This is a genomic window from Vibrio sp. STUT-A16, assembly GCF_026000495.1.
Classification (GTDB): Bacteria; Pseudomonadota; Gammaproteobacteria; order Enterobacterales; family Vibrionaceae; genus Vibrio; species Vibrio diabolicus.
In genome coordinates this window covers 996571-1019900 of the sequence record NZ_AP026766.1, presented here as the reverse complement: position 1 = coordinate 1019900, position 23330 = coordinate 996571, and the positions used below count along the sequence as shown (strand labels likewise).

The 23330-nt window shown below is 46.1% G+C and carries 24 protein-coding genes; 15 read left to right on the top strand and 9 right to left on the bottom strand.

The window, feature by feature from the left end; translation table 11 throughout:
• The first annotated feature begins 41 nt into the window (after positions 1–41).
• The 3 genes from OO778_RS21040 to OO778_RS21030 are packed head-to-tail and all read left to right on the top strand — an operon-like array spanning position 42 to position 1671.
• On the top strand, positions 42–692 hold the full coding sequence (locus OO778_RS21040) for a Qnr family pentapeptide repeat protein (protein ID WP_005460782.1): 651 nt from the start codon (positions 42–44) through the stop codon (positions 690–692).
• 9 nt (positions 693–701) lie between these two features.
• Complete coding sequence (locus tag OO778_RS21035) at positions 702–1013, top strand: cupin domain-containing protein (RefSeq protein WP_047725283.1); 312 nt, start codon at positions 702–704, stop codon at positions 1011–1013.
• A 37-nt stretch (positions 1014–1050) separates the two neighbouring features.
• Positions 1051–1671 carry an HAD-IB family hydrolase gene (locus tag OO778_RS21030; protein ID WP_264911472.1) on the top strand — a complete coding sequence of 207 codons (621 nt, stop codon included), beginning with the start codon at positions 1051–1053 and terminating at the stop codon, positions 1669–1671.
• A 116-nt stretch (positions 1672–1787) separates the two neighbouring features.
• On the opposite strand, the gene OO778_RS21025 is transcribed toward OO778_RS21030, so the two are convergent.
• Positions 1788–2966, bottom strand: a complete 1179-nt coding sequence (locus OO778_RS21025) for a lytic polysaccharide monooxygenase (protein ID WP_213963998.1) — start codon at positions 2964–2966, stop codon at positions 1788–1790.
• 214 nt (positions 2967–3180) lie between these two features.
• Positions 3181–3621, bottom strand: coding sequence for an Lrp/AsnC family transcriptional regulator (locus OO778_RS21020; RefSeq protein WP_005374369.1), 441 nt, complete (start codon positions 3619–3621; stop codon positions 3181–3183).
• 114 nt (positions 3622–3735) lie between these two features.
• Here OO778_RS21020 and OO778_RS21015 point away from each other — a divergent pair, with 114 nt between their 5' ends.
• The 3 genes from OO778_RS21015 (at position 3736) to OO778_RS21005 (ending at position 7483) form a co-directional block, all read left to right on the top strand.
• Positions 3736–4320, top strand: a complete 585-nt coding sequence (locus OO778_RS21015) for a LysE family translocator (RefSeq protein ID WP_264911469.1) — start codon at positions 3736–3738, stop codon at positions 4318–4320.
• A gap of 255 nt (positions 4321–4575) precedes the next feature.
• A complete protein-coding gene (locus tag OO778_RS21010; protein WP_104970332.1) occupies positions 4576–6498 on the top strand; it encodes a S9 family peptidase in 1923 nt (640 codons plus the stop codon).
• Positions 6499–6709: 211 nt separating this feature from the next.
• Positions 6710–7483: a siderophore-interacting protein gene (locus tag OO778_RS21005; RefSeq protein WP_264911468.1), complete on the top strand. Its 774-nt coding sequence runs from the start codon at positions 6710–6712 to the stop codon at positions 7481–7483.
• Positions 7484–7581: 98 nt separating this feature from the next.
• Here OO778_RS21005 and OO778_RS21000 read toward each other — a convergent pair whose 3' ends face one another.
• Both OO778_RS21000 and OO778_RS20995 read right to left on the bottom strand, forming a co-directional pair.
• Positions 7582–8454, bottom strand: a complete 873-nt coding sequence (locus tag OO778_RS21000) for a LysR family transcriptional regulator (protein ID WP_020841645.1) — start codon at positions 8452–8454, stop codon at positions 7582–7584.
• An 80-nt stretch (positions 8455–8534) separates the two neighbouring features.
• Positions 8535–9341: an arylamine N-acetyltransferase gene (locus tag OO778_RS20995; protein WP_258430903.1), complete on the bottom strand. Its 807-nt coding sequence runs from the start codon at positions 9339–9341 to the stop codon at positions 8535–8537.
• Between the two features lie 293 nt (positions 9342–9634).
• Here OO778_RS20995 and OO778_RS20990 point away from each other — a divergent pair, with 293 nt between their 5' ends.
• From OO778_RS20990 to OO778_RS20970, 5 genes are all read left to right on the top strand, one after another.
• Positions 9635–10783, top strand: a complete 1149-nt coding sequence (locus tag OO778_RS20990) for an S-(hydroxymethyl)glutathione dehydrogenase/class III alcohol dehydrogenase (protein ID WP_005391984.1) — start codon at positions 9635–9637, stop codon at positions 10781–10783.
• 61 nt (positions 10784–10844) lie between these two features.
• On the top strand, positions 10845–11684 hold the full coding sequence (gene fghA, locus OO778_RS20985; protein ID WP_047009747.1) for an S-formylglutathione hydrolase: 840 nt from the start codon (positions 10845–10847) through the stop codon (positions 11682–11684).
• 451 nt (positions 11685–12135) lie between these two features.
• Positions 12136–12591 carry a hypothetical protein gene (locus tag OO778_RS20980; protein WP_005391987.1) on the top strand — a complete coding sequence of 152 codons (456 nt, stop codon included), beginning with the start codon at positions 12136–12138 and terminating at the stop codon, positions 12589–12591.
• Positions 12592–12596: 5 nt separating this feature from the next.
• Positions 12597–13694, top strand: coding sequence for a GGDEF domain-containing protein (locus tag OO778_RS20975; protein WP_264911458.1), 1098 nt, complete (start codon positions 12597–12599; stop codon positions 13692–13694).
• Between the two features lie 24 nt (positions 13695–13718).
• Complete coding sequence (locus tag OO778_RS20970; RefSeq protein WP_242657410.1) at positions 13719–14108, top strand: hypothetical protein; 390 nt, start codon at positions 13719–13721, stop codon at positions 14106–14108.
• 106 nt (positions 14109–14214) lie between these two features.
• Here the strand turns inward: OO778_RS20970 and OO778_RS20965 are convergent, their stop codons facing one another.
• The gene (locus OO778_RS20965; RefSeq protein WP_005497695.1) at positions 14215–15018 is read right to left on the bottom strand and encodes a Cof-type HAD-IIB family hydrolase; all 804 of its coding nucleotides are present in this window, start codon (positions 15016–15018) and stop codon (positions 14215–14217) included.
• 95 nt (positions 15019–15113) lie between these two features.
• Complete coding sequence (locus OO778_RS20960) at positions 15114–16001, bottom strand: LysR family transcriptional regulator (protein ID WP_074190249.1); 888 nt, start codon at positions 15999–16001, stop codon at positions 15114–15116.
• Between the two features lie 126 nt (positions 16002–16127).
• On the opposite strand from OO778_RS20960, the gene OO778_RS20955 reads away from it, so the two are divergent.
• The 3 genes from OO778_RS20955 (at position 16128) to OO778_RS20945 (ending at position 19405) form a co-directional block, all read left to right on the top strand.
• On the top strand, positions 16128–16994 hold the full coding sequence (locus OO778_RS20955) for an MBL fold metallo-hydrolase (protein WP_025507420.1): 867 nt from the start codon (positions 16128–16130) through the stop codon (positions 16992–16994).
• On the top strand, positions 16988–17608 hold the full coding sequence (locus OO778_RS20950) for a DsbA family protein (RefSeq protein ID WP_074190250.1): 621 nt from the start codon (positions 16988–16990) through the stop codon (positions 17606–17608). The genes OO778_RS20955 and OO778_RS20950 overlap by 7 nt, the downstream gene beginning before the upstream one ends.
• 117 nt (positions 17609–17725) lie before the next feature.
• Positions 17726–19405, top strand: a complete 1680-nt coding sequence (locus tag OO778_RS20945; RefSeq protein ID WP_264911428.1) for a pseudouridine synthase — start codon at positions 17726–17728, stop codon at positions 19403–19405.
• Between the two features lie 97 nt (positions 19406–19502).
• Here OO778_RS20945 and OO778_RS20940 read toward each other — a convergent pair whose 3' ends face one another.
• Positions 19503–20843: an MATE family efflux transporter gene (locus OO778_RS20940; RefSeq protein ID WP_074190252.1), complete on the bottom strand. Its 1341-nt coding sequence runs from the start codon at positions 20841–20843 to the stop codon at positions 19503–19505.
• 533 nt (positions 20844–21376) lie between these two features.
• Here OO778_RS20940 and OO778_RS20935 point away from each other — a divergent pair.
• On the top strand, positions 21377–22525 hold the full coding sequence (locus OO778_RS20935) for a GGDEF domain-containing protein (RefSeq protein ID WP_006740940.1): 1149 nt from the start codon (positions 21377–21379) through the stop codon (positions 22523–22525).
• A gap of 3 nt (positions 22526–22528) precedes the next feature.
• Here the strand turns inward: OO778_RS20935 and OO778_RS20930 are convergent, their stop codons facing one another.
• Both OO778_RS20930 and OO778_RS20925 read right to left on the bottom strand, forming a co-directional pair.
• Positions 22529–22810, bottom strand: a complete 282-nt coding sequence (locus tag OO778_RS20930; RefSeq protein WP_041853103.1) for a hypothetical protein — start codon at positions 22808–22810, stop codon at positions 22529–22531.
• A gap of 131 nt (positions 22811–22941) precedes the next feature.
• Complete coding sequence (locus OO778_RS20925) at positions 22942–23226, bottom strand: pyrimidine/purine nucleoside phosphorylase (RefSeq protein ID WP_005392006.1); 285 nt, start codon at positions 23224–23226, stop codon at positions 22942–22944.
• Positions 23227–23330 lie beyond the last annotated feature (104 nt).

The following is a 23330-nucleotide window of genomic DNA, read 5'->3' as shown; positions in this document are numbered from 1 at the left end:
GTCACTTGGAGTGCTAGTCTGCTCGCAGCTAAGGAGAAGACATGTTAAAAACCGATCTCATTTTTGAACGAGAAAACTTTTCTCATCACGATTTTCAGAATGCCACCTTTAAAAACTGCCACTTTTATATGTGCAGTTTCGACCATGCCGATCTGCGCGATGCTAAGTTCATCGACTGTCGCTTTATCGAATCCAAAGCGCTAGAAGGGTGTAGTTTTCGTTTCGCGAACTTAAAAGATGCCAGCTTCACGAACTGTATGTTGGCGATGAGCCTGTTTAACGGCGCAAATTGTATGGGCTTGGAGCTGCGTAAGTGCGATCTCAAAGGGGCAAACTTCCAAGGTGCGAACTTTGCTAATCGCGTCAGTAACACCATGTTTTTCTGTTCTGCTTTTATTACTGGCTGCAACCTCACCTACTGTAACTTCGAACGAGTGTTACTAGAAAAATGTGACCTCTTTGAAAACCGTTGGAACGGTGCGAACCTCGCAGGGGCAACTCTCAAAGGCTCGGATTTATCTCGCTGCGAATTCTCGCCAGAACAATGGGGAACCTTTAACGTTGAGCAATGTGATCTGACTCATGTCGAACTAGACGGGCTGGATGTGCGCCGCGTTTCTCTGTTTGGTGTTAAGATTTGTGATTGGCAACAAGAGCAATTACTTGCGCCTTTTGGACTGATCATTCTCTAAGGAAAGGCCATGAATCTTTTTAAAGACTTACCGAATAACCTCGACGAGGAAGTGTTCGAAGACCTGCTGACCCACAAAAACCTGCGTATAGAACGCATTGTCTCTACGGGGCAAACCTCGCCCGAAAGTGGCTGGTACGATCAAGAAGAACATGAATGGGTCTTGGTTCTTAAAGGAGCTGGAGAGCTGACTTTTGAATCAGATGTAGTGCAACGACTTGAGGCAGGCGATCACGTTACGATTCCAGCTCATACCAAACACAAAGTGAGCTGGACTGACCCAACGCAAGAAACCATCTGGTTGGCGGTGTTTTATCAATAAACACAAAACGATCTTAAACCAAAAAATAGGCGCGAGTTTGCTCGATACTACTAAGCCGTCACTGGCACTGTTTGATTTTGATGGCACCATCACCCGAGAGGATATGTTTAGCCTTTTCCTCCACTATTCTGCTTATGGCCTGCGCAAACGAGTAGGAAAGGTCGCTATCATGCCATTTTATGCGCTGTACAAACTCGGAGTGTTACCCGCTCGTGTTATGCGCCCTCTCAGCAGTTTTATTGCATTTTCAGGGAAAGAAACGCAGAAAATTGAAGCGATTGGCACTCAGTTTGCCCATGAAGTGATCCCGCTGTACTTACGGCCAGAAGCGATGGAAAGGCTGGCTTGGCATCAACACCGAGGCGATACCATTGTAGTGGTGTCGGCATCACTCAATGCGTATCTCAAGCCTTGGTGTGAGGCGAACGGTTGCCACTTGCTGTGCAGTGAACTGATCTCAGAACAGCCAAAACTGAGTGGCTTTTACCAGCAAGGTGATTGCAGTTTAGAAAGAAAAGTCTCGCGCGTTAAGGCCGCGTTTTCGCTCGACGAGTTTGCGTCTATTTATGCCTACGGTGATACGCACGAAGACATTCCGATGCTAAAACTGGCAGACTACGCGATGCTCAACTGGAGCGAGTGGAGAGCAAGCGAATAACGATATGTGCTCTGATTTTCAAGACAATCACTCGACCAAAATGGTCGTTTTAGACTGAAAAAACAAACCCTTCTCACATGAGAAGGGTTTTACTGTTCAGGGCCCGAATAACTGGCTTAACGCCATACACCCCATTGACCCGTAGTGCCAGGTTCCTCACCAGACGTCCACCACTGGGCAGTCCATTCTTTGCCGTTGTGCGTCACCACATCACCTTGGTTGTAAACGGCTGTCTTGTCCCACAAGTTGGTTGGTTCAACTGGTGGCGTGACATCCGCTTTGATCAGTGACAACGCATAACTGAAGTCTGCACTTGGCGCTAATACTTGGTTCGCATTCACGTTGTTACTGTCGAACATGTAGTGATTCATCTCTTGATGCCAAATACCCACATACCAATCGCCCGTTTGCTGCGCATTAAATTGATCCGCAATTTCTGCCGCCCAAGTCGCCGTATTGTTTGCACTGATTGGTAGTGAAATATCGACAATTTCATTGCCTGTCGCATTAAACGTACGAAAACGGATGGTGTCACCCGCTTCTACTGGTCCGAAACCTTGCTGAACAAAGTAGCCCAGAGATGTCAGATTATTGCCCGGTTCGGTTGGATCAACAGGGTCAGTCGGTGGCGTCGTGCCCGTTCCGTTTAACGTAATGTCACTACAGTTGTAGAAACCTTCACCGGCAACATCAATACGCTGCCAACGAGTATAAAGCACCGCATCGCCCGAACGATCAGCAGGGAAAGTCACCTGAATACGGTAGCGTTTTTCCGCATCAACATACACATCACCTGCGGTGTCGATCAGCTCTAAATCACTCCAAGTAAGAGGTTTTGAATCATCATAAGTTGGCTTGGTGAGATAGAATTCCCAGTACGATGGGTTGTGCGGCGCTTTGCCGTAAAACACCAATTCAATCTGGTTATTTGCATCTGGCGTAACATTGGTGCGCTGCCAGTTTGGAGAAGGAATGTTCAAGCCTTTCTTAGCTGCATCGCCAGCAGAACATAGCTCACCGTCGCGAACCACGGCTTTCACATGCTCCATATCTCGGTAATTTGGTACGTTTGCTGCAATTTCGCTGCGTTGCACAAACGGGTACGCACCAGATTCTTCAAAAGCCGCTTTACACGCTTGGTTAGGGATCTCGTTGGTCCAAAAGCCACCGTCTAAATAACACGTATTTTGACGAGCACTTGGAAACTCTACCCAGCCGTGGGCGTTGACGTTAAATGAGCTCAATGCGGCAACAGCGCTTAAGCTCAAAAGAGGAAGTGTTACATGTGATTTCATCGTGCATCCTTAATTTTGCTGACTCGCCGCTCTGAAACACAAGCGGTTTAAGCAAAACTAGCAGGATGGGATTATTTAGAAGGTGAGAATAAATATGGAAATTGTCAGAGTGCCATCTGCTTTCCAGCATTTGTTGTGAACCATTCTCATACTCGACTGACTCTTTCGAGTCACTTCAAATTCATGTGCCACAAAAACTGTCACTCTCGTTTGGCTATCGCTCGTCTTTTGGTGTGTCCATCACCACCATCGTTGTGATCGACTTGACGTGTTCGCACTCACCCAACACATCAGCATGGAACGCTTTATAAGCGGCGAGATCTTGCGTCTCTACGCGTATGAGATATTCGTTAGATCCCGTAATGTTGTGACATTCCACCACCTCGTTTACAAAACGCACATGCTCTTCGAAACCCAGCTGTGCCTGCTTAGAGTGCGAGGCCAAACCAATCGACACATAAGCGACAAAACCCACGCCAAGTTGCTGATTATCCAGTACTGCTCGGTAGCCTTTGATCACGCCTTTACGCTCTAAATCTTGCACTCGGCGTAAGGTGGCAGATGGAGATAAACCAACACGTTCCGACAGCTCTACATTGGAGATTCTTCCGTCGCGTTTAAGCACTTGCAATATTCTTTCGTCAAATCTATCCATGATGATGTTTCATTGCTTATTTAGTTTCTAATCATCAAATAAAAGCACAATATTGACCTCAGTTCTACTTATAGTTGTTCTTTACTTATCGAGAACTGATTCAAGGAACAATCTATGGAATATCATCAACTGGGCGCTTTGGCGTTGTTCGCTTTTGTCTCCACTTTTACGCCGGGTCCCAATAACATTATGTTGATGACCTCAGGGGCAAATGTCGGCTTTAAACGCACTATCCCACATATGTTGGGCATTACCTTTGGCTTTGGTGCCATGCTAATTTTCGTGGGCATTGGCTTGATGAGCCTCTTCAACGCTTACCCGATTACTCACTCCATTTTGAAAGTATTGAGCTTGAGTTATTTGCTGTACTTGACGTACAAAATCGCCACGAGCGGCAAAACCGAAGCAAAACACGATTTTCGCCCAATGTCTTTTTTAGGGGCTGTCGCATTCCAATGGGTGAACCCAAAAGGTTGGTCGATGGCGTTGACGGCCATTACGGTATACAGCAGTGGCGGTGCATGGCTCGAACTGACTTTTATCGCCGGTATCTTCTGCTTAGCTAACTTGCCATCGGTAACATTTTGGACCGCGGCAGGCATGCAACTTCAACGCTGGTTGACCACATCTAGGCGTGTAAAAGGGTTTAACTATGGGATGGCAGCGCTTTTACTGCTGTCTACTATCCCAATGATATAGAAGACAAAATAGCCGTAAAACCGTGATCTAATACAAAGTTCAGGTAGATACTGAATCAATAATCACAATCTAACGCCACTTTTGGACAATGCCAGGGTCATAGTAGCGAAGCAATGCGCTATTTATTAAAGACACACTAATCATAAGCCACAGCTATTTTAATGTTCGTTGCTTGCTCGCAGTAACTGCGATGAATCTATCACCCTGGCCAAAAGCTCATGAGCTTAAGGTCCTTTACACAAGGAGCGTTACACAATGCACACTCGCAAGCTTATTCTTGCTGCCACTTTTGGATTATTATTGGCGGGTTGCAGTCAAACATCCACCACAACCAATGCTGAAGTCATTCCACCCGAGTATCCAGTGGATTATTTCTTTAAAAACAGCGAAGTTTCTAGCTATCAAATCTCTCCTGCTGGTGACTACATCTCAATGATGAAGCCATGGCAAGACCGTAAGAACGTCTTTGTTTATCCCACAGATAACCCCGATCAGATAAAACGCGTCACATCCGTAACAGGGCGCGACATTGCATACTACTACTGGGTTGGCGAAGACACCGTAATTTACTCTCGTGATACGGGAGGAGATGAGAACTTTTATCTCGTGACGGTTAATGTCAAAACAGGCGAAGAGAAAACCATCACACCGACATCCGGTGTTGTGGCATACGTTATCGACACACTAGACAATCAACCCGATGACATTTTGATTTCGAGTAACGAGCGCAACCCGCAAGTCTTTGATGTTTATCGACATAATCTAAAAACAGGCGAAAATACTCTCGTTGCGCAAAACCCGGGCAATGTGCGCTCATGGGGTACCGATCACGATGGCAACATTCGTGTCATCACCACATCAGATGGTGTTAATACCTCCGTTTTATATCGCGATACGGTTGAAGATGAATTTAAGCCGCTAAAGAATCTCACTTTCAAAGAGAGCTTTAGCCCCATTTCATTCACGCCGGACAACAAAAACTTATATGTGGCATCACGAATTACGCGTGATAAATCAGCCATCGTTGAATACGATGTAAAAGCCAATAAAGAAATACGAGAAATCTTCTCTCACCCGGAAGTTGACGTGAATAGCGCTCACTACTCTGAAGCGCTTAATAAGCTGGTTTCAGTCTCTTACGTGACAGATAAAAACCACTATCACTTCTTAGATGATTCCTACCAACAAACCTTCGAACGCCTCTCAGAGAAACTGCCAAATGTAGAAATTTCTGTAACCAGTGCGACGCGAGATGAAAGTAAAATGATTGTCGTCACCTACAGCGATGTCGATCGACCAAATTACTACTTCTACGATCGTAAAGCAGATAAATTGGAGAAATTGGCAGAAAACGCTCCATGGCATAAGCCAGAACATATGGCGAAGATGACGCCTATCCAATACACCGCTCGCGATGGAGAAACCATTCATGGGTACCTAACGCTGCCGAAGGGTCGAGAAGCCAAAGATCTGCCTTTGCTTGTGCTCCCACACGGTGGTCCATGGGCTCGTGATCACTGGGGATTTCAGCCTGAGGTACAATTATTCGCTAATCGTGGTATCGCCGTGCTGCAAATGAACTTCAGGGGCTCAACTGGTTATGGTCGCGAGTTTTGGGAGAAGTCGTTCAAGCAATGGGGACAATCCATGCAGGATGACATTACCGACGGTGTCAAATGGGCTACCGAACAAGGTTACGCACAAGATGGCAACGTATGTATTTATGGTGCCTCTTATGGCGGCTACGCAACTCTGGCGGGGGTGACATTCACTCCGGATTTATATAAGTGCGGAATCGACTACGTTGGCGTATCTAACTTATTTACCTTTATGGACTCCATTCCACCTTATTGGGCACCATTCCTTGCAATGTTACACGAGCAAGTAGGCAATCCGAATGATCCTGAAGACGCGAAAATGATGAAAGCCTACTCACCAGTGTTCCATGTCGACCAAATTAAGGCACCCTTATTGGTTCTACAGGGAGCACAAGATCCACGCGTGGTGAAGAGCGAGTCAGACCAAATCGTTAATGCACTGCGTGAACGAGGCGTCGAGGTCGAATACATCGTGAAGGAAAATGAGGGGCACGGATTCCGCTCTTTAGAGAACCGTCTTGATGGTTACCAAGCGATGGATAGATTCCTAAAAACACATTTACTTGAGCAGACTCAGTAAGCCTTTACATCGTTAAGTTCGAGAGGGCATGTTGGCGTGCCCTTTCTTATTTTTTCTACGTATTTTGCTCGCCCCAGTCCCCAGTACCACTTCAATACTCCAATAATCCAGCTCAATTCACAGTGTAAATTTATATAAAGACACTACCCTCTTATGAGAGATCTTGATAACCTTAAATGAGAAAGAGAATAATTATCGAGTAGAGTCAAAGATGAAGAAGAAGCCTCAACCTAAAACGATTCTTGTCACAGATACAGAGACAATTACCCCAAATATGCAGCGTATTACTTTGCAAGGTGAAGCGCTAAGCCAGTTTCCACGCGACTGCGAAGGTAGCTACATCAAGCTATTGTTCAATGAGATGGGCAGTACCGATTTGAGCACGCTAAGCGACGATGACCGACCATTAATGCGAACCTATACTATTCGTCGTTTCCATCCGGAAACACACACCATCGAAGTCGATTTTGTCCGCCACACCACACAAGATTTACAGTGTGGCTTTGCCGCGCGTTGGGCGATGGCCGCACAAAAAGGCGATACGATTAATATCGTAGGTCCAGGCAGTATCTCTAATTTGAATACCGAGGCTGACTGGTTCTTTATGGCTGCCGATATGACGGCACTTCCAGCGCTTTCTGCGAAAATTCGTACGCTACCAGAAGAGGCAAAAGGCTACGCCGTGATCAGTGTGATGTCTGCGGCAGACATCCAACCTCTGCACGCACCTGGTGGTATGGAGCTAATTTGGCTTACAGAAGGTCAAACCCTAGCAGAAGCGGTACGCGAACAAAAATGGCTAGATGGGGACGCCGCAGTATGGTGTGCCTGTGAGTTCGACTCAATGCGCGCGCTACGCCAATACTTCCGCAACGAGAAAGAAGTTGATCGTGAAAATATCTACATCAGCAGCTATTGGAAACAAGGCGTGTCGGAAGACGGGCACAAAGTGATTAAACGTGAAGACGCGGAATCCAATCAATAGTGGTTCATGTCTTTTCGATTCCAGCTCTCATCCCAATAAAAACGCCCGGCATTACCGGGCGTTTTAGCAACATACCTTGTAATGAGCACTTTAAGCCGCTAATCAACAAGCTCTTGCGCCAAAAAGTCGATCAATAACCGCACTTTTGGCGACAAATTGCGACTTTGCGGATACAGTGCCCAAATGCCTTCGCGATCGTCGCGGTAATCGGTCAGCACCTCGACCAACTCACCACTGTCTAACGCTTCTTGAACGTAGTAATCCGGCAGCTGCACTAAACCCAGACCGCGTTTCGCTGCGTCCACCAAAGCAAAACCGCTGTTGCATTTAATCCGTCCCGACACGCGTAAAGATTTATCGCGTTTATTTTCCTTAAAGTGCCAATAGTCGACAGAGCCAACCAAGCACTGATGCCGTCCCAATTCCGACAACGTATGTGGCTCACCAAAACGCTCCAAGTACATCGGACTGGCACACACGTAGGTTTGACGTGAGGAAAGACGCTTGGCGATCATGCTGGAATCTTGCAAGCGGCCAAGACGAATCGCTACGTCTACACCTTGCTCAATCAAATCCAGCTTTTGGTTGGTCAGCACTAAATCAAGATCCACACGCGGGTACTTTTCCAAAAACTGATGCAAAAGCGGCGCGAGGTTCATTTCCCCATACGTCACAGGAGCCGTCACGCGCAGCAAGCCGCGCGGTTCGGTCTGCATTTGCGTGACGGCAAGCTCGGCCAGTTCTAACCCTTCCACCAAATGTTTACACTGCTGGTAATAGAGTTGTCCGGCTTCAGACAGGGAGACTTTTCGCGTCGTGCGATGCAGCAATTTCACCGCAAGTCGTTCTTCAAGTGCTGATACCCGACGACTGATTTGTGCCACCGATGTTTTCAGCTTAGCTGCTGCTCCGGTAAAACTGTTGGTTTCCGCCACAGCAACAAATTCGCTGACCCCTTCCCAATTCGCCATGCTGTATTCCTGTCGACCTCTTTTAGACAAATAGTGATGAAAATATTCTCGTCGCGCTACGCTTTGAAAACGGGAGAACTTTACGCGTCAGGCAACGGACGAAGATCGCCGTACTGCGCATCAAGTTCAATGCCGAAGTGTTCTTTCAAGGCATCCAGATAAGCTTGGCCTGGCTCTAACTCCAATTCTGTCTGCTCACCTTGGCTGGTGTATTTGAGTGTGTAGTTAAGCAATGTCACCAACCCACTTTCTGTTGCTTTCGCCGCGACTCTTGCGCTGGTAAAACGCGAGTGAGGAGAAGTGGAAGTAAAAAAGTTGCCACACGCGATATCACCCGCAAACACAAACTCTAAATCGAAGCTATAAAGGTTGTTCCATGTGTCCGTTCCATCCGTTGACAACACTTGAAGGAAGTAACCAAACTGAGCATCTTCGACAAAGCGGAAGGTTTGTAAATCCGTCTGAATCACTTGGTTGAGGATAAACGGTAATGGCGCGCGCGGCGTATTGGAGCCAAAGCCCACATCGACAATCCATGCTTGTTCATCCAGCGTCACCAACGTGATTTGATGACTACGGCCCGTTGGTGTGCCCGACACATGCACACGTCCTAGTAAACTGCGTGCTTCAAATCCGAGAGTATTGAGTACCTCAAGCATTAAGCCATTCAATTCAAAGCAGTAACCACCGCGAGAGTGATACACGGTTTTTTGAATGATGTCTTCAATCTCAACAGAGATGCCGCGCTGCAACGCAATATCAAAGTTCTCAAACGGCAGGCTGCGGTGCTGCGCCACGTGTACTTTATGTAATGTTTCTAAATCGGCAGGTAGCTCTCTTGGCAAACCGAGCTTGGTTAAATAGGCATTCAGATCCGTCTTGTTCATAATCACTCTTACTTCGCTGATGGGTTGATTGCGTTCTACTCTAGCCCCTCTACCTAACTTCAGGTCAACTGCCTTTTCCGCTTTCCCTTCCGCTTTGAGGAGGCATCACACTCTTGTTGTCCACTCACCTTAACATTATTACGTATATGTAAAAATAATTTTCAAAATGGACGGATTATCATTTTTATTGAAACACCTAGAATAGATATCAACAAAACGACGCAGCGCAGTAAGCAAAGCTTAACTACGCTTATTACGTCACTCCATATACTGAGAATATAAAGGAAAATCCAATGACTGTTGAAATCAAACCTGGTCAAACTCACATCAAATCCAAGGCAATGGTTGCGTGGGCCGCTGGCGAACCACTGAAAATGGAAGAAGTGGATGTACAGCTTCCTAAAGCGGGTGAAGTGCTAGTGCGCATCGTCGCAACAGGTGTTTGTCATACTGATGCATTCACACTGTCAGGCGACGATCCAGAAGGCATCTTCCCTTCTATTCTTGGTCACGAAGGTGGCGGTATTGTTGAAATGGTTGGCGAAGGCGTTACCAGCGTTGAGGTTGGCGACCACGTGATTCCTCTTTACACCGCAGAATGTGGCGAGTGTAAGTTCTGTAAATCGGGTAAAACCAACCTTTGTCAGGCCGTGCGTGAAACACAAGGTAAAGGTCTGATGCCCGATGGTACAAGTCGTTTTTCTATCAACGGTGAAACCATCTTCCACTACATGGGTTGTTCTACTTTCTCTGAGTACACGGTACTCCCTGAAATCTCGCTAGCGAAAGTAAACAAAGATGCACCACTTGAAGAAGTGTGTCTGTTAGGTTGTGGCGTAACAACCGGTATGGGCGCAGTTATGAATACGGCAAAAGTTGAAAAAGGCGACACGGTTGCGATATTCGGTCTGGGTGGTATCGGTCTTTCAGCAATCATCGGTGCACGCATGGTGGGTGCAAGCCGCATCATCGGTATCGATATCAACGAAAGCAAATTCGATCTTGCAAAACAGCTAGGCGCAACCGATGTGATTAACCCACAGAAATTCGACAAGCCTATCCAAGAAGTGATTGTTGAAATGACTGACGGTGGTGTTGACTACTCATTCGAATGTATCGGTAACGTAAACGTGATGCGTCAGGCACTTGAGTGTTGTCACAAAGGTTGGGGTGAGTCGGTGATCATCGGTGTTGCGGGTGCTGGTCAAGAGATCTCAACTCGTCCATTCCAGCTAGTTACTGGTCGTGTATGGCGTGGCTCGGCTTTCGGTGGTGTTAAAGGCCGCTCTGAGCTTCCAGAAATCGTAAACCGTTACATGGCTGGTGAGTTTGGCTTGCAAGAGTTCATTACTCATACAATGGGATTGGCTGACGTAAACAAAGCGTTTGATCTGATGCACGAAGGTAAGAGCATCCGTACTGTTATTCATATGGATCAATAATGCTGCCTCAGGCTCTCCTTTTGGGGAGCCTGAATTCATTCTGTTGTTAGAGAGTTTATTCATGACCATTGAAAATGTAAGCCAGGCCAAAGTGTTTGGCGGTTGGCACAAACAATATACACACGAATCCAAAGCCCTAAACTGCACGATGCGCTTTGCGATTTTCTTACCACCGAATGCAACTAAATCGAACCCCGTACCCGCTTTGTACTGGCTATCTGGTTTAACCTGCACCGATGAAAACTTTATGCAGAAAGCGGGCGCATTTCGTATGGCGGCCGAGCTTGGCATTGCGATCATTGCTCCGGACACTAGTCCAAGAGGCGAAGGTATCGCTGACGATGAAAACTATGACCTAGGTAAAGGAGCTGGCTTTTACCTTAATGCGACTCAAGCACCTTGGTCACTGCATTACTTCATGTACGATTACGTGACTAAAGAGTTACCAGAGATCATTGAAAGCAATTTCCCTGTCTCAGAAGTAAAATCCATTTCTGGGCACAGCATGGGAGGTCACGGAGCATTAACCATTGGTCTGAAAAACGCAGAACAATATCGCTCAATATCGGCGTTTAGCCCTATCTGTAACCCAGTCCAATGCCCTTGGGGACAAAAAGCCTTTACTGCTTACTTAGGCAAAGATATTGAGAGCTGGAAGCAATACGATGCAAGTGAGCTTCTCAAGCAAAAACCATCACCACTTCCTATTTTGGTTGATCAAGGTGATGCTGATGGCTTCCTTAACGAGCAACTTAGGCCAGAAGCGCTGGTTGCTGCAGCAAAAGTGCATGATTCAAACCTGAACTTAAGAATGCAATCTGGTTACGACCATAGCTATTATTTCATCTCAAGCTTTATTGACGATCATCTCAACTTCCATGCGAAGTATTTGTTTGCCTAATTCATAGAAGTAACTTGATGAATTAAAAAATAAAGTCACCTACCTAGGTGGCTTTATTTTTGGTGCGTATTAACATACTAATCTTAAATAACATTGGAATATAGATAGAGAACAATGTAAGGATGAAACCGGGTTCGCTTATACCTCAATCATTACCCCTTCTAATTCTCATTCACAATACAATTCATCGGTTGAAAATAGGATTAATTTCCATTAAAAATCTGCGAACTGACACGAATTCGTTATAGAGCGAAATAATAACGCATATTTCTGACCTTTTAATTAAGAAGTCACTTAATAACCTTGACGTACAGTAAACCGACAGTTACTTTTCAAACATAACATATTATAAAATCTCATCCGGTTGGCTCTATTATTACAATTACAAATAAAGTACCGCTAGCACCTTTGTCCTAGCTCAGCAAAAAGAATAAAACTCAAAGGGCATATGATGAAAAAGATAGTCGCGCTAGGTCTGTTTTTTGTTGCGCCATTCTTATCTGCAAGTACGATCGTATTTAGCAGTAGCCAACAACCTAGTGTCACATTAAAACTGGAAGAGATTCAATCTTTACCAACCACCAGCTACACAACCACGCTGCCTTGGATCCCTGCTTCTTCTGAATTTCTTGGGGTCAAACTTAGCACGCTCCTCACCCACGTCTATGGCAAAGTGCCAGAACAAGTTGATGTCAGTAGCTTGAATGACTATCACTCGACACTATCTCGACAAGACATTCTTAGATACCAACCAATACTGGCTTACCAACAAGATCAACACTATATAAAAGTCAGGAATAAGGGGCCATTTTGGGTAATATACTCTCTTAGTCTCTATCCTGAGCTCAACTACAATAAATATCACGCGCAAATGGTCTGGCAAGTAAATGAGATGAAAGCAAAATAATAAGAATGAAGTTATCAGAACCCACCTATCAGAAGCAGAGAGCACTACAATACTCTACAACCAGTAAAATGTTGCTTGTGGTGTTTGCCACTTCTTTGCTTCTCGCAAATGTATTGCTTCTGCAGCAGACACGCGCACTGTCACAAAACTTTAATAATGAGCAAAAACAAGCAACCTGGTTTTTATTCCAACTCTCTAAAGAGCTTTCGGAACTTGTCGGAGAAGCGAGACGAGTCGATGAAAATGTATTAAATATCGAAGGTGCAGAGCTGCAATATGAACTGGCCTGGAGTAGATTCGATTTATTAATTAGTAGTAATGAAGCCTACACTTTTTTCTCTCGAAATAATATGCATCAGTATTTCATTGATCTTTTTGAGGAATTTCAGGGGTTGGAAGCGCAATTAGTTGAAGCAAGAACTGGCGATAGCCAAGCTGCGGCTCAATTTTATCGATCCACTCAAACGCTGTACTTAAGCTTGGTCGATTTCGTTAATCAGAACTTTCGCCTAAGCAGCAAAGTCTATGAGGCGCAGAAAGGAGAAACACAACGGTTAATGCAAGCGCAGTATATGCTGTTTGCTACGTTCGTTTTGTCGATCCTGTCTCTGACTTATTTCTTTTATCGTGAATCCCATTTCCATAGAAAACTGGCGCTCAGCGACCCACTGACTCATCTTGGAAATCGCAATGCACTATTTATCAAGCTGAATGAGCTCACTCAAGAGAAAAAGCCTTTTTCTCTGTGGATTTTAGATTTAAATGGTTTTAAAAGTGTCAACGATACACACGGTCACCAAGTGGGAGACACCGTACTGCGTGAAATTGCTAGACGGCTTAAATCTATGGCGTTGAATGATTTTACCGTCTATCGCATGGGAGGCGATGAGTTCGCCGTCATCCTCGAAGGGGAGCATGTTGATGAAGAAGGCGTTCGTGAGCATATCAATGCGGTATTTGATGCGCCAATACTAAACTCCGACAACGTCGCAACACTATCAACCAGCATGGGCTTAGCCCAATACCCAAAAGACAGTAACAATGTTGACTTTCTTATCAGCATAGCGGATAAGCGCATGTACAAAATGAAATTTCAACGTTAAACGGTATTTATGATGAGAAAGTTCATGCAAATACTGCTTCTACTGGCAGTCATTGCGGCAGGTGTGTTGGCTTGGGTATTTATTCCATCGCACGAAACCATCGGGCAAAAAACGCTTGAGCAAGCACTCAACGACGACTACAGCCTCGTTGGGCATCGAATCTACTCAACCGATCCGGATGCTGGCAACCGATTCGGCTACTTCGTATTGGCAACGGGCCAGAGCATTGAAGAGCAAGAACCGTTTTTGGTCACTTCGGATCAGTTTATTCGCATGGAACAAACGGGTGATAGCACCTTGTCTGTGACCGTCAATGGCCGTATCTACCAATACCACAACGACTTGTGGGTACCAAAATCGAATGGAAAGTTGCAGCACTTTTTGGTCAGCGCAACCGCTAAGTACGTGCGCTAAAAAACGGGAACATTACTACCCCCTCCCACCACACAAAAAAACAAAGCCCCGCATACACTGCGGGGCTTTTTACGTTAAGAAGAAAAGAACATCGAAAGGATGAGCGTTACTTCGCTAACACTTTCTCTTTAATCACTTTTAGTACCCCAGCCTCTTGGTTGCTTGGCGCAGAATAACGAGCGATTTTCTTAATCTCTTCATGCGCATTGGCAACCGCGTACGAATGCTCACTGACTTGCAGCATTTCGAGGTCATTGAGGTAATCACCAAACGTCATGGTTTCTGCCGGAGTAAAATTCATCGTCTCTTGAAGATGCTTAATGGCCGCGCCTTTAGACGCCTCGGCATTCATCACATCCAGCCAAATTTTTGCGCTCACTACGACTTTATGCGTTGCGCCAAACTTCGCGTTCATGGTCGGGAACAGGAGCTCTTCCGAACCGTCAAAGTGACAAATCGCTACCTTGATGAACTCGTCTTCGACCTCAAGCAAATCCGTCACCGTTTCACAGCGATGGTAGTACTTTTGAAACTCTTCCAGTGATTGCTGATCATGCGTTTCGATGTACGCAGAGCGCTTGCCACACAATACAATGTTCGCTCCGTCAATTTCACGAGCCGCTTGCACAATCTCCGCCACTTCCGCTTTAGGAATGGTACAACTGTAGAGCTCTTTGTCTTGGTACATCACCAAGGTGCCGTTTTCGGCCACATACAACACTCGATCTTTGATTGGCGCGAACGTGTCTCGCAGACTGTAATACTGACGACCAGACGCAGCGGAGAACAAAATGCCTTGCTCTTCCAGTTGCAAAAACAGGTCGAAAAACTCTGGATCCAAACGACCGTATTGGTCAAGCAATGTGCCATCCATATCGGAAGCAATAAATTTGATGCGAACTTGTGACATTAACTAAAACTCTAAATGACGCTGCGAAAAATATATCCATGTAAGGTACAGGATCTTGTATGAATCTCAAGTCGGGATGACGACGCCTTTCGCGATTACCAAGGGTGCAGTTTAAAGTAATCTTCACTGTGATCGATGAAGGCTCTCACCGCAGGAGACAAGTGTTTACGCGATGAATACAGCGCGTAAATGTTGAGATCATTTGGCTTCCAATTCGGCAACACCGACTCAAGCTGACCCGATTGCAGATAGGTATTGCTCAAATAGGTTGGCAGCATCGAAATACCCATGCCTTGTAACGCTCCATACAATAACGCCGTAGCCTCATTGCTGGTTAGGCGACACTCAATTCCCACCGATTCGAACTGGTCGCCCTGAGACAAATGCCACACGTGACGCTCAAAGTTTTTGTAACCCAAACAGTCGTGTGAAGATAAATCTCGCGGATGCGTGATCACGTGGTGAGCTTGCAAGTATTGCGGCGATGCCACCAACACCGATTCACACACCGCAATCGGCTTACCAATCAAAGAAGGATCGGGATCTGACGCAATTCGGATTGCCAGATCGATACGTTGCTCGGTTAGATCACTCACTGAATCTTGCAGATCTATGTCGATATGCACTTTGGGGTGCTTTTGCATAAAACTGTTTACTGCTGGGATCAACTGTGAGAATCCAAATGAAGTGCTAGACGCGAGACGGATTTTTCCGGACAGCTCACCATCAACGGCAATGTTCGACGTCAACGTATCGGCCTGTTTTAACCAGCGCTCAATCTGAGGCAAGCTGCGCTCCCCTGCGGTGGTGAGCGACACCTTGCGCGTGGTGCGGTGCAACAAACGAGTTTGCAGCCAGTTCTCCATCGCCTCTACATAACGAGTCACCATTGGCCGAGACATGTCTAACCGCTCTGCGGTCGCGGTAAAACTGCCAGAATACACCACATCCACAAATACTTTTGCTGCCGTTACTCTGTCCATACATTTGCTCGAAATAAGAAATAGTGATGCACATTATTGTGTATTTTTCCGAGCGTATCAATTTTCTAATATAGCTCCCGTTCCCAAGCCATCGTCGCTTGGCCCCAAATTCTTTAGGAGCTTATTATGAAAAAATTCACTTTGATTGCTGCATCCATTTTAATGGCAAGCCCTGTCCTAGCGGCAAACCACTCTCCCCTTACTCTTGAGGTTTACAACGCCGACGGTAACAGCTTCCACGTTAACTCAACCTTGGTATACGGTGAGACTGACGCCATGGTCATCGACACTGGCTTCACCAAAGCTGACGCGATGCGCATTGCCGCTAAAGTGTTGGACTCAGGCAAAACGCTTAAAACCATTTTTATCAGCCAAGCGGACCCAGACTACTACTTTGGCGCAGAGGCCTTACACCAACAGTTCCCTGATGCGCAGATCATCGCAACACCTGCGGTTCAAAAAATTATTAAAGAGAAATTGGCTGGAAAGCTGGCGTACTGGGGACCAAAGCTGGGCGCAAACGCACCGGTAAAACCAGTGATCCCTGTCGCGTACGATAAAGCATCATTAGAGCTAGAAGGTCATAAGATTGAAATTCGTGGTAACCATGGCACATCAGCACACCGCCCTTACCTATGGATTCCAGATAACAAAGCGATTCTAGGTAACGTAGCCGTGTACTCAAACGTACATTTGTGGATGGCCGATGCCGCTGACCAAACCGCTATCAATGCTTGGGAGCAACAGCTTAGCGAGATGCTTGCGCTTAAACCTCAAGTGGTCATCCCTGGTCACATGAAAGCAGGCACAAAGCTGAACGCAGACACCATTCGCTACTCGCAACAATATTTGCAGGATTTTCAGCAAGCGAAAAAACACAGCAATAACAGCGTTCAACTCATTGACACCATGTCAGCGAAATACCCAGAAGCTCAATTGCCAATCGCGCTAGAAATCGGTGCGAAAGTGCATACTGGTGAAATGTCATGGTAACCGTGCATTACTTCTTCGATCCCATGTGTGGTTGGTGCTACGGGGCATCACCACTCATCGAAGCCTTGATGGACACCTCTCAATTTAAGGTAGAGTTTCATCCCGGCGGTATGATTGAGAAACGCGCGATTGAATCTGAATTTCGTCAGCACATCATCAACAGTGACGCTCGTATCGCAACCGAAACCGGAGCAACATTTGGTGAAGCATATCTGCAACGCGTGAAAAGCGAAGATACGTTTGTTCTTGATTCTTACCTACCAACACAAGCGATCTTGAGTGCGGAGAAAATGGGGCTGAATCCATGGCACATGCTAAAGGCCATCCAATCCGCGCATTACCAGCTCGGGTTAAAAGTGAATGAAGCATCGACGCTCAAAGCCATTGCAGAATCGCTAGGTTTAGCAAACGATGCGTGGGAGCAAAACATGACGTTAAGCGAAGCCGAACTAAACGAGAGAATTCGCTCTAGCCGACAGTTGATGCGCCAGTTACACGTTGGTGGTTATCCAACCCTGATTGCAGAAGTAAATGGCGAGTACTTGACCTTGCCGCACTCGACCTACTACGACAAACCGGCGCAGTGGAAGCTTGCATTACAAAAACTGCAATAAGCTCTTCCCCACTCGCTCTTGTTCTTAATCCAAGAGCGAGTGCCAACACCGACATGGCAATCCTGACTCAAACAGGTACAATCCTCGCTCGATTTTTTACTCGCGCGGATACCCACCATGCACTCGCCTGAACATTGTTTTACTCGTTTTACTGCTGATACTTCTGACTATGAAATACCAACGCAGTTTACGTTTCCGTTCTACTACACGCCGCATCCTCTTTGCGTTATAGCCGCAAAGCAATTGCAAGAGCACTTATTAGCGCAAACCGACTTCGAACACGATTTTGGTTTGGTTAATGAAGAAACGGGGCGAGGCAAAATGTTTGGCGTATTGCTGGTAAAAAGCCCTCAAGGCGAGCTCGGCTTCTTAAGTGCGTTTTCTGGCAAAATTGCTGACCAAAACTTGATTCCAGGATTTGTCCCTCCTGTGTATGACATGCTGACCGATGAAGGCTTCTTCCGCGCAGAAACGGATGCCATCAACGCCGCCAATGCGGAGTACAAAACCTGTGCCACGAAACCGGAATTGGCGGAGCTTAAAGCGCAAATCCAAGCCGACCGAGCCGCTTATCAGCAAGAGGAGCAAACACAGCGCCAAGTGATGATTGATGGCCGAGCAGCACGCAAGCGACAGCGCCAACAGGGCGAGCAAACGCTCAATGCCGATGATCTCAAAATCTTGTTGGATGAGTTGGGTAAGCAAAGTGTCGCCGAGAAAAACGTTCTCAAATACTTAAAGCAAGCGTGGGATGAAAAGCTTGCAATCAAAGAAGCGCGCTTGGCCGAGTTAGAGCAGCAACTTGCTCATCTGAAAGAGCAGCGCAAAACACTCTCCAACGCTTTACAGCACAAACTGCATAAACAGTACCGCTTTCTAAACAGCCATGGCGAAACACGCGACTTGGTGGACATTTTTGCGGACACCACAAACCCAGTACCACCAGCAGGTGCAGGGGAATGTGCTGCGCCAAAACTGCTCCAATACGCGTTTAAATACGGATTCAAACCGCTGGCGTTAGCAGAATTTTGGTGGGGTGTGTCGCCAAAGTCTGAAGTTCGCCAACACAAAAAATTCTACCCATCGTGCAACAGCAAATGTCAGCCGATTTTGGGCCATATGATGCAAGGGCTGGATGTCGAACCTAACCCATTGGCGGAGAATTGGGCAGAAGACAAAGAGCTAGAGATAATCTACCAAGACGACGCTATGGTCGTCGTCAACAAGCCCTCGGGCTTACTTTCAGTGCCGGGTAAAACCATCAAAGACTCTGCTTATACTCGCCTACAAGCGATGTTCCCTGATGTGGAAGGGCCGTTTGTGATTCATCGCCTCGACATGGCGACCTCTGGCATTTTGGTGTTTGCCTTAACCAAGCGCGCGAACAAAAGTCTGCAAAAACAGTTTATGGCTCGCGGCGTACAAAAACGCTATATGGCACTACTCGAAGGCGTATTGAACGCGCCAGAAGGGGAAATTTCACTGCCAATGCGTGGTGACCCCGACGACCGCCCACGTCAACTGGTGTGTTTTGAACACGGGAAACATGCAGAAACCTACTGGCAACTGATTGAAGTCAAAGATGGACGCAGCAAGGTATACATGTATCCGAAAACCGGGCGAACTCACCAACTACGTGTACACAGTGCTCATCACATGGGATTAAACATGCCAATGGTTGGTGATGGTTTATACGGCGAAAAAGCGAATCGCTTACACCTGCATGCTGAGATGCTAGAGCTGGATCATCCATACAGCAAAGAGCGCATGGTGTTCAAAGCTGAGTGCGAATTCTAACGCCTTCCAGATTTTAAATAACAAAAAGGCACTGACTAACAGTGCCTTTTTTGGTTTCTAACAACAGAATAAGCGTGATGCGCGATACCAAAAACCGTTAGCTCACCTTAAACTTGGTCCACACCTGAGAGCGCCAACGCCTTGCCATAATGATACCACGCACCCATTCATCGAGTGCGATTGCCATCCAAGCCCCTAAAACGCCATAACCCAAGTGGATGCCAAAGATGTAAGAGAAAAGCACGCCTAGTCCCCACATACTCAAAATCCCCATTTGCACTGGGAACTTGATGTCACCCGCGCCTTTGAGCCCCGCGATAAAAATCAGGTTAAACACACGTCCGGCCTCGAGCAAAATTGAGCCCATGACTAACGAACCTGCCAATGCGAGTATTTCTGGTTGATCGGTAAATACGCGCAGAATCTCTTCTCTAAACAGGTAAATCAGTGTGGTTGCCGCCGTTGATGCCACAAATCCCACTAAGAAGTAGATTTGTACGCGTTTTAAAATGCTGCTCACCCAACCTTTGCCGATGTAGTAACCAGTCTGAATTTGCGCAGCCTGACCAATTGCCAACGCGAAAGCAAACGAGAAACGGGCAATGTTTTGTGCATAAGTGAAAGCCGCCAACGATGCCGTCCCCATTTGCACCACAAAGTACACAATGCAGATTTGCGCCACGTTATAAGACAGCACTTCACCCGCGTTCATGCCGCCGATTTTTAAGATTTTTTTATAAATCTCTGCGGGCACTTGTTTCATGGTCGACATTGGTAGTTCAATGCTACTGCGTGCGAGAATAAACCATAACATTAACGTACCGATGACTTGGCTGACGACGGTTGCTATTGCTACACCCTGCACACCATACACAGGTAAACCGAATGGCTGGTAAAGCGCAATATAGTTACCAATGATGTTGAACACACCCGAGATCAAGTTCACCACCATTGGAGAGCGTGAATAGCCATGGCTACGCAGAATGGTCGTAAAAACAACGCCAATCGTAACGTTAAACGTCATCGCACCGCTGATCAGCAGATATTCACGTGCGTATTGCTCGACTTGTGCCTCCAAACCGTAATACGGGAGCAGGAATATCGCGCCAAGCACGGCAATCACACTCAAGAACGCACCGACAATCACAGACAGCGCAATACTTGCAACGCCGACGTTCACAGACTCTTGCTCGCGCCCAGCGCCGTTGTATTGGGCAATCAAAATCCCCGTTCCGCTGCTGACAAACGTCGAAACGATGATTAAGAAAAAGGTAATCTGCGTGATCACACCAACAGCGGATACGGCTTTGTCCGAGTAGCCACTCAGCATGAACACGTCACTGGTTCCTAAAGCCGTCCGTAGCAAAATTTCGACAAGAATCGGCCAAGCTAACGCCACAATGGACATTCGCTGGTTGATGTTCTGGCTTTTAGGCATGTTTTTAACCTTTCCTACAACTAAAAACTGCCCCACAAAATGTGTGAAGCAGTTTGGAAAAAGAGTAACTCGAATGAAGCTCGATATGAGGTCGTGATTTAGCGCGGATTCTAGTCGCATATTGGTCACAACGACAACAATATTTCGCTCTGTTTCGGAAAAATATTTCTAATGCTTTTTCACAACGAAAAACTCATTGCCGGAATTTAGAGATCGTCGATTGACGAACAATGAGCTCAATAGGTAGAAGGCGCCATTCATGCTACTCCCAACAGAGTTGAGTCAGGATAGATCCTGCAAATACGGCGGTGAAAATGCATTACTTTGAATTATTAATCGAACCATCTGAAGCCATAAAGATCCGCCATGGAAAACTTTATAAGCCTTTGTTGTGCTTTGAGCACTCTCACCAAACCACACTTCTAGGACCATACTAAAAATGACTGACATCACATTTGGAAACTTTGTTGTTCTATTTATCGCTAAAATACCGCCTAGAATAAGCGTACACGTTAATTAAGCAAGGATACGTAATGTCGACATTGGCTGGAGCACGCTTAGAGGAAATGGCGGATATCCGCTCAACAAGAAAAAAGAAAATTGTCTTTTTATGCTCCAGTATCGCCGCGGCATGTTTAACTTATGGCTCCATTGCTCAATTGTTTGAGGATAATTGGGGATTAAGCTTTTTCCATGCTCTGTGTGCCTTAGCCTGTTTAGGTATCAGTTATGTGATAAAGGTTCAACGACATCATCAATATGCCGACCTATGGCTGAGTGCAGTCTTGATGTTCGAAGGGTTATTGCTACTTCTGTATAACGATGCCCCCTCAGGCAAACTGCTATGGCTATACCCCATTGTCGCCACTCTGGTGCTGATCAATGAGTTTAAAGTCGGTCTGCTGTTTAGTGGTACCTATATCTTACTGATCTTTTTTGGCGTCGTTTTTTTAGATCGGCTACCAACAGCCAGTGACATCATAGAACGACGATTTATGCTGACCCTGATAGCAACTGCATTTGTGTGTCACACATTCTCGTATTACTACACAAAAGTCCTCAACTACATTCAAACACTTTATCGTGAAGGGATTGAAGAGTTGGCGTATTTTGACCAACTCACAGGGCTTGCCAACCGCTGGAGCTTTGAAACTTGGGCGCGAGCAAAGCTCGATGAGATCAACCATTCATCTGATGACAGTATCACTGCTCTGGTCTTCCTTGATATTGATAACTTCAAACATATTAACGACACCTACGGACACGATATTGGTGACCAAGTGCTTCAAGCCTTTGCAACTCGATTAAAAAACAATGTTCGCCATAAAGACAGAAAAACCGACAAACACGACTACTCCATCGCTCGATTTGCGGGCGACGAGTTTGTGCTCATGCTGTACGACATAAACAGTAAAGGTGACCTAGACAGCATTTTGAAGCGTATTGTGAATCTATTCCCAAAAGGCTACCGAAGCTACGATATGATTAACGAGTTAACGATGAGTGTGGGCGCTGCTATCTACAAACAAGATGCGAAGGATTTATCTGAATTGACTCGGTGCGCAGATAAAGCAATGTATGCGGCTAAACACACAGGGAAAAACCAATACGCGTATTACGAGCACTGCAATACCGAAGAGAAGTCAGCCTCTGAAACGCCGGCTGTGTCAGAAGCTTGCTAACGGTTAAGCGAATACATGCATCACCCATAGCCCCAGCACCAGAAATACGATTAGCCACACAGCTTGCAGCACTCTGCTCGGCTTATCTTGCTGGCGACCGAATTGGCCTTTAAACGCACGGTCCTTCACTTTGCCCATTAAGCCTTTTCCTAGAGCACGTCGATAGAATTCACGTCTCTTATGGGCTGCATTGGCGACCTCGGTAAAACGATGTCTTTGCTCATTGGTGAGATCTTTGTCCTCGTAACGAGGAGGGAGATCAGAATGCTTGCGTTGTACTGCCATCACTTCCTCCCTGGTCGATGGGTGCATTTTTATTAAGTATATACCCAAATAACCAAAAGATGCGTTATAAGTGAAGCACATAGACGAAAAAACCACCCGAAGGTGGCTTTATTACAGGCAAAAAGGACGCTTTAGAAGTACTCACATAAATACGCAGTCGCGTCTTTCACTTGAAGCTCAAATGAAGAGTTCCCTTCCACTTCAAAAAACTCACCACTTTGGTAAGTCGTCCAATCACTTTCGCCGACACGCTTGACCACAAGCGCACCTTTTACAACCGTCATACGCTCAGGCGCTTGAGTGCCGAACGTGTATTCACCAGGAAGCATTACACCAACGCTAACGTCCTGATCATTCTGGTTAAAGCCTAGTGATTTTACACTACCTGCAAAATAGCTGTTTTCCTTAATACTCATTATTGGTTTCCTTATCAAAAGTCCGCTCTTTTTTACCTTGTTTCTTCCTGTTACTCAAGCTCTGAAAGTCATTAAGCTCAACGTTATAAAGCACATCCTTTGCT

What these genes read in the sequence shown, in the direction of transcription:
- OO778_RS21040 (WP_005460782.1), top strand. Translation starts at nt 42, where the DNA reads ATGTTAAAAACCGATCTCATTTTTGAACGAGAAAACTTTTCTCATCAC.
- OO778_RS21035 (WP_047725283.1), top strand. Translation starts at nt 702, where the DNA reads ATGAATCTTTTTAAAGACTTACCGAATAACCTCGACGAGGAAGTGTTC.
- OO778_RS21025 (WP_213963998.1), bottom strand. Translation starts at nt 2,966, where the DNA reads ATGAAATCACATGTAACACTTCCTCTTTTGAGCTTAAGCGCTGTTGCC.
- OO778_RS21020 (WP_005374369.1), bottom strand. Translation starts at nt 3,621, where the DNA reads ATGGATAGATTTGACGAAAGAATATTGCAAGTGCTTAAACGCGACGGA.
- OO778_RS21015 (WP_264911469.1), top strand. Translation starts at nt 3,736, where the DNA reads ATGGAATATCATCAACTGGGCGCTTTGGCGTTGTTCGCTTTTGTCTCC.
- OO778_RS21010 (WP_104970332.1), top strand. Translation starts at nt 4,576, where the DNA reads ATGCACACTCGCAAGCTTATTCTTGCTGCCACTTTTGGATTATTATTG.
- OO778_RS21005 (WP_264911468.1), top strand. Translation starts at nt 6,710, where the DNA reads ATGAAGAAGAAGCCTCAACCTAAAACGATTCTTGTCACAGATACAGAG.
- OO778_RS21000 (WP_020841645.1), bottom strand. Translation starts at nt 8,454, where the DNA reads ATGGCGAATTGGGAAGGGGTCAGCGAATTTGTTGCTGTGGCGGAAACC.
- OO778_RS20995 (WP_258430903.1), bottom strand. Translation starts at nt 9,341, where the DNA reads ATGAACAAGACGGATCTGAATGCCTATTTAACCAAGCTCGGTTTGCCA.
- OO778_RS20990 (WP_005391984.1), top strand. Translation starts at nt 9,635, where the DNA reads ATGACTGTTGAAATCAAACCTGGTCAAACTCACATCAAATCCAAGGCA.
- fghA (WP_047009747.1), top strand. Translation starts at nt 10,845, where the DNA reads ATGACCATTGAAAATGTAAGCCAGGCCAAAGTGTTTGGCGGTTGGCAC.
- OO778_RS20980 (WP_005391987.1), top strand. Translation starts at nt 12,136, where the DNA reads ATGAAAAAGATAGTCGCGCTAGGTCTGTTTTTTGTTGCGCCATTCTTA.
- OO778_RS20975 (WP_264911458.1), top strand. Translation starts at nt 12,597, where the DNA reads ATGAAGTTATCAGAACCCACCTATCAGAAGCAGAGAGCACTACAATAC.
- OO778_RS20970 (WP_242657410.1), top strand. Translation starts at nt 13,719, where the DNA reads ATGCAAATACTGCTTCTACTGGCAGTCATTGCGGCAGGTGTGTTGGCT.
- OO778_RS20965 (WP_005497695.1), bottom strand. Translation starts at nt 15,018, where the DNA reads ATGTCACAAGTTCGCATCAAATTTATTGCTTCCGATATGGATGGCACA.
- OO778_RS20960 (WP_074190249.1), bottom strand. Translation starts at nt 16,001, where the DNA reads ATGGACAGAGTAACGGCAGCAAAAGTATTTGTGGATGTGGTGTATTCT.
- OO778_RS20955 (WP_025507420.1), top strand. Translation starts at nt 16,128, where the DNA reads ATGAAAAAATTCACTTTGATTGCTGCATCCATTTTAATGGCAAGCCCT.
- OO778_RS20950 (WP_074190250.1), top strand. Translation starts at nt 16,988, where the DNA reads ATGGTAACCGTGCATTACTTCTTCGATCCCATGTGTGGTTGGTGCTAC.
- OO778_RS20945 (WP_264911428.1), top strand. Translation starts at nt 17,726, where the DNA reads ATGCACTCGCCTGAACATTGTTTTACTCGTTTTACTGCTGATACTTCT.
- OO778_RS20940 (WP_074190252.1), bottom strand. Translation starts at nt 20,843, where the DNA reads ATGCCTAAAAGCCAGAACATCAACCAGCGAATGTCCATTGTGGCGTTA.
- OO778_RS20935 (WP_006740940.1), top strand. Translation starts at nt 21,377, where the DNA reads ATGTCGACATTGGCTGGAGCACGCTTAGAGGAAATGGCGGATATCCGC.
- OO778_RS20930 (WP_041853103.1), bottom strand. Translation starts at nt 22,810, where the DNA reads ATGGCAGTACAACGCAAGCATTCTGATCTCCCTCCTCGTTACGAGGAC.
- OO778_RS20925 (WP_005392006.1), bottom strand. Translation starts at nt 23,226, where the DNA reads ATGAGTATTAAGGAAAACAGCTATTTTGCAGGTAGTGTAAAATCACTA.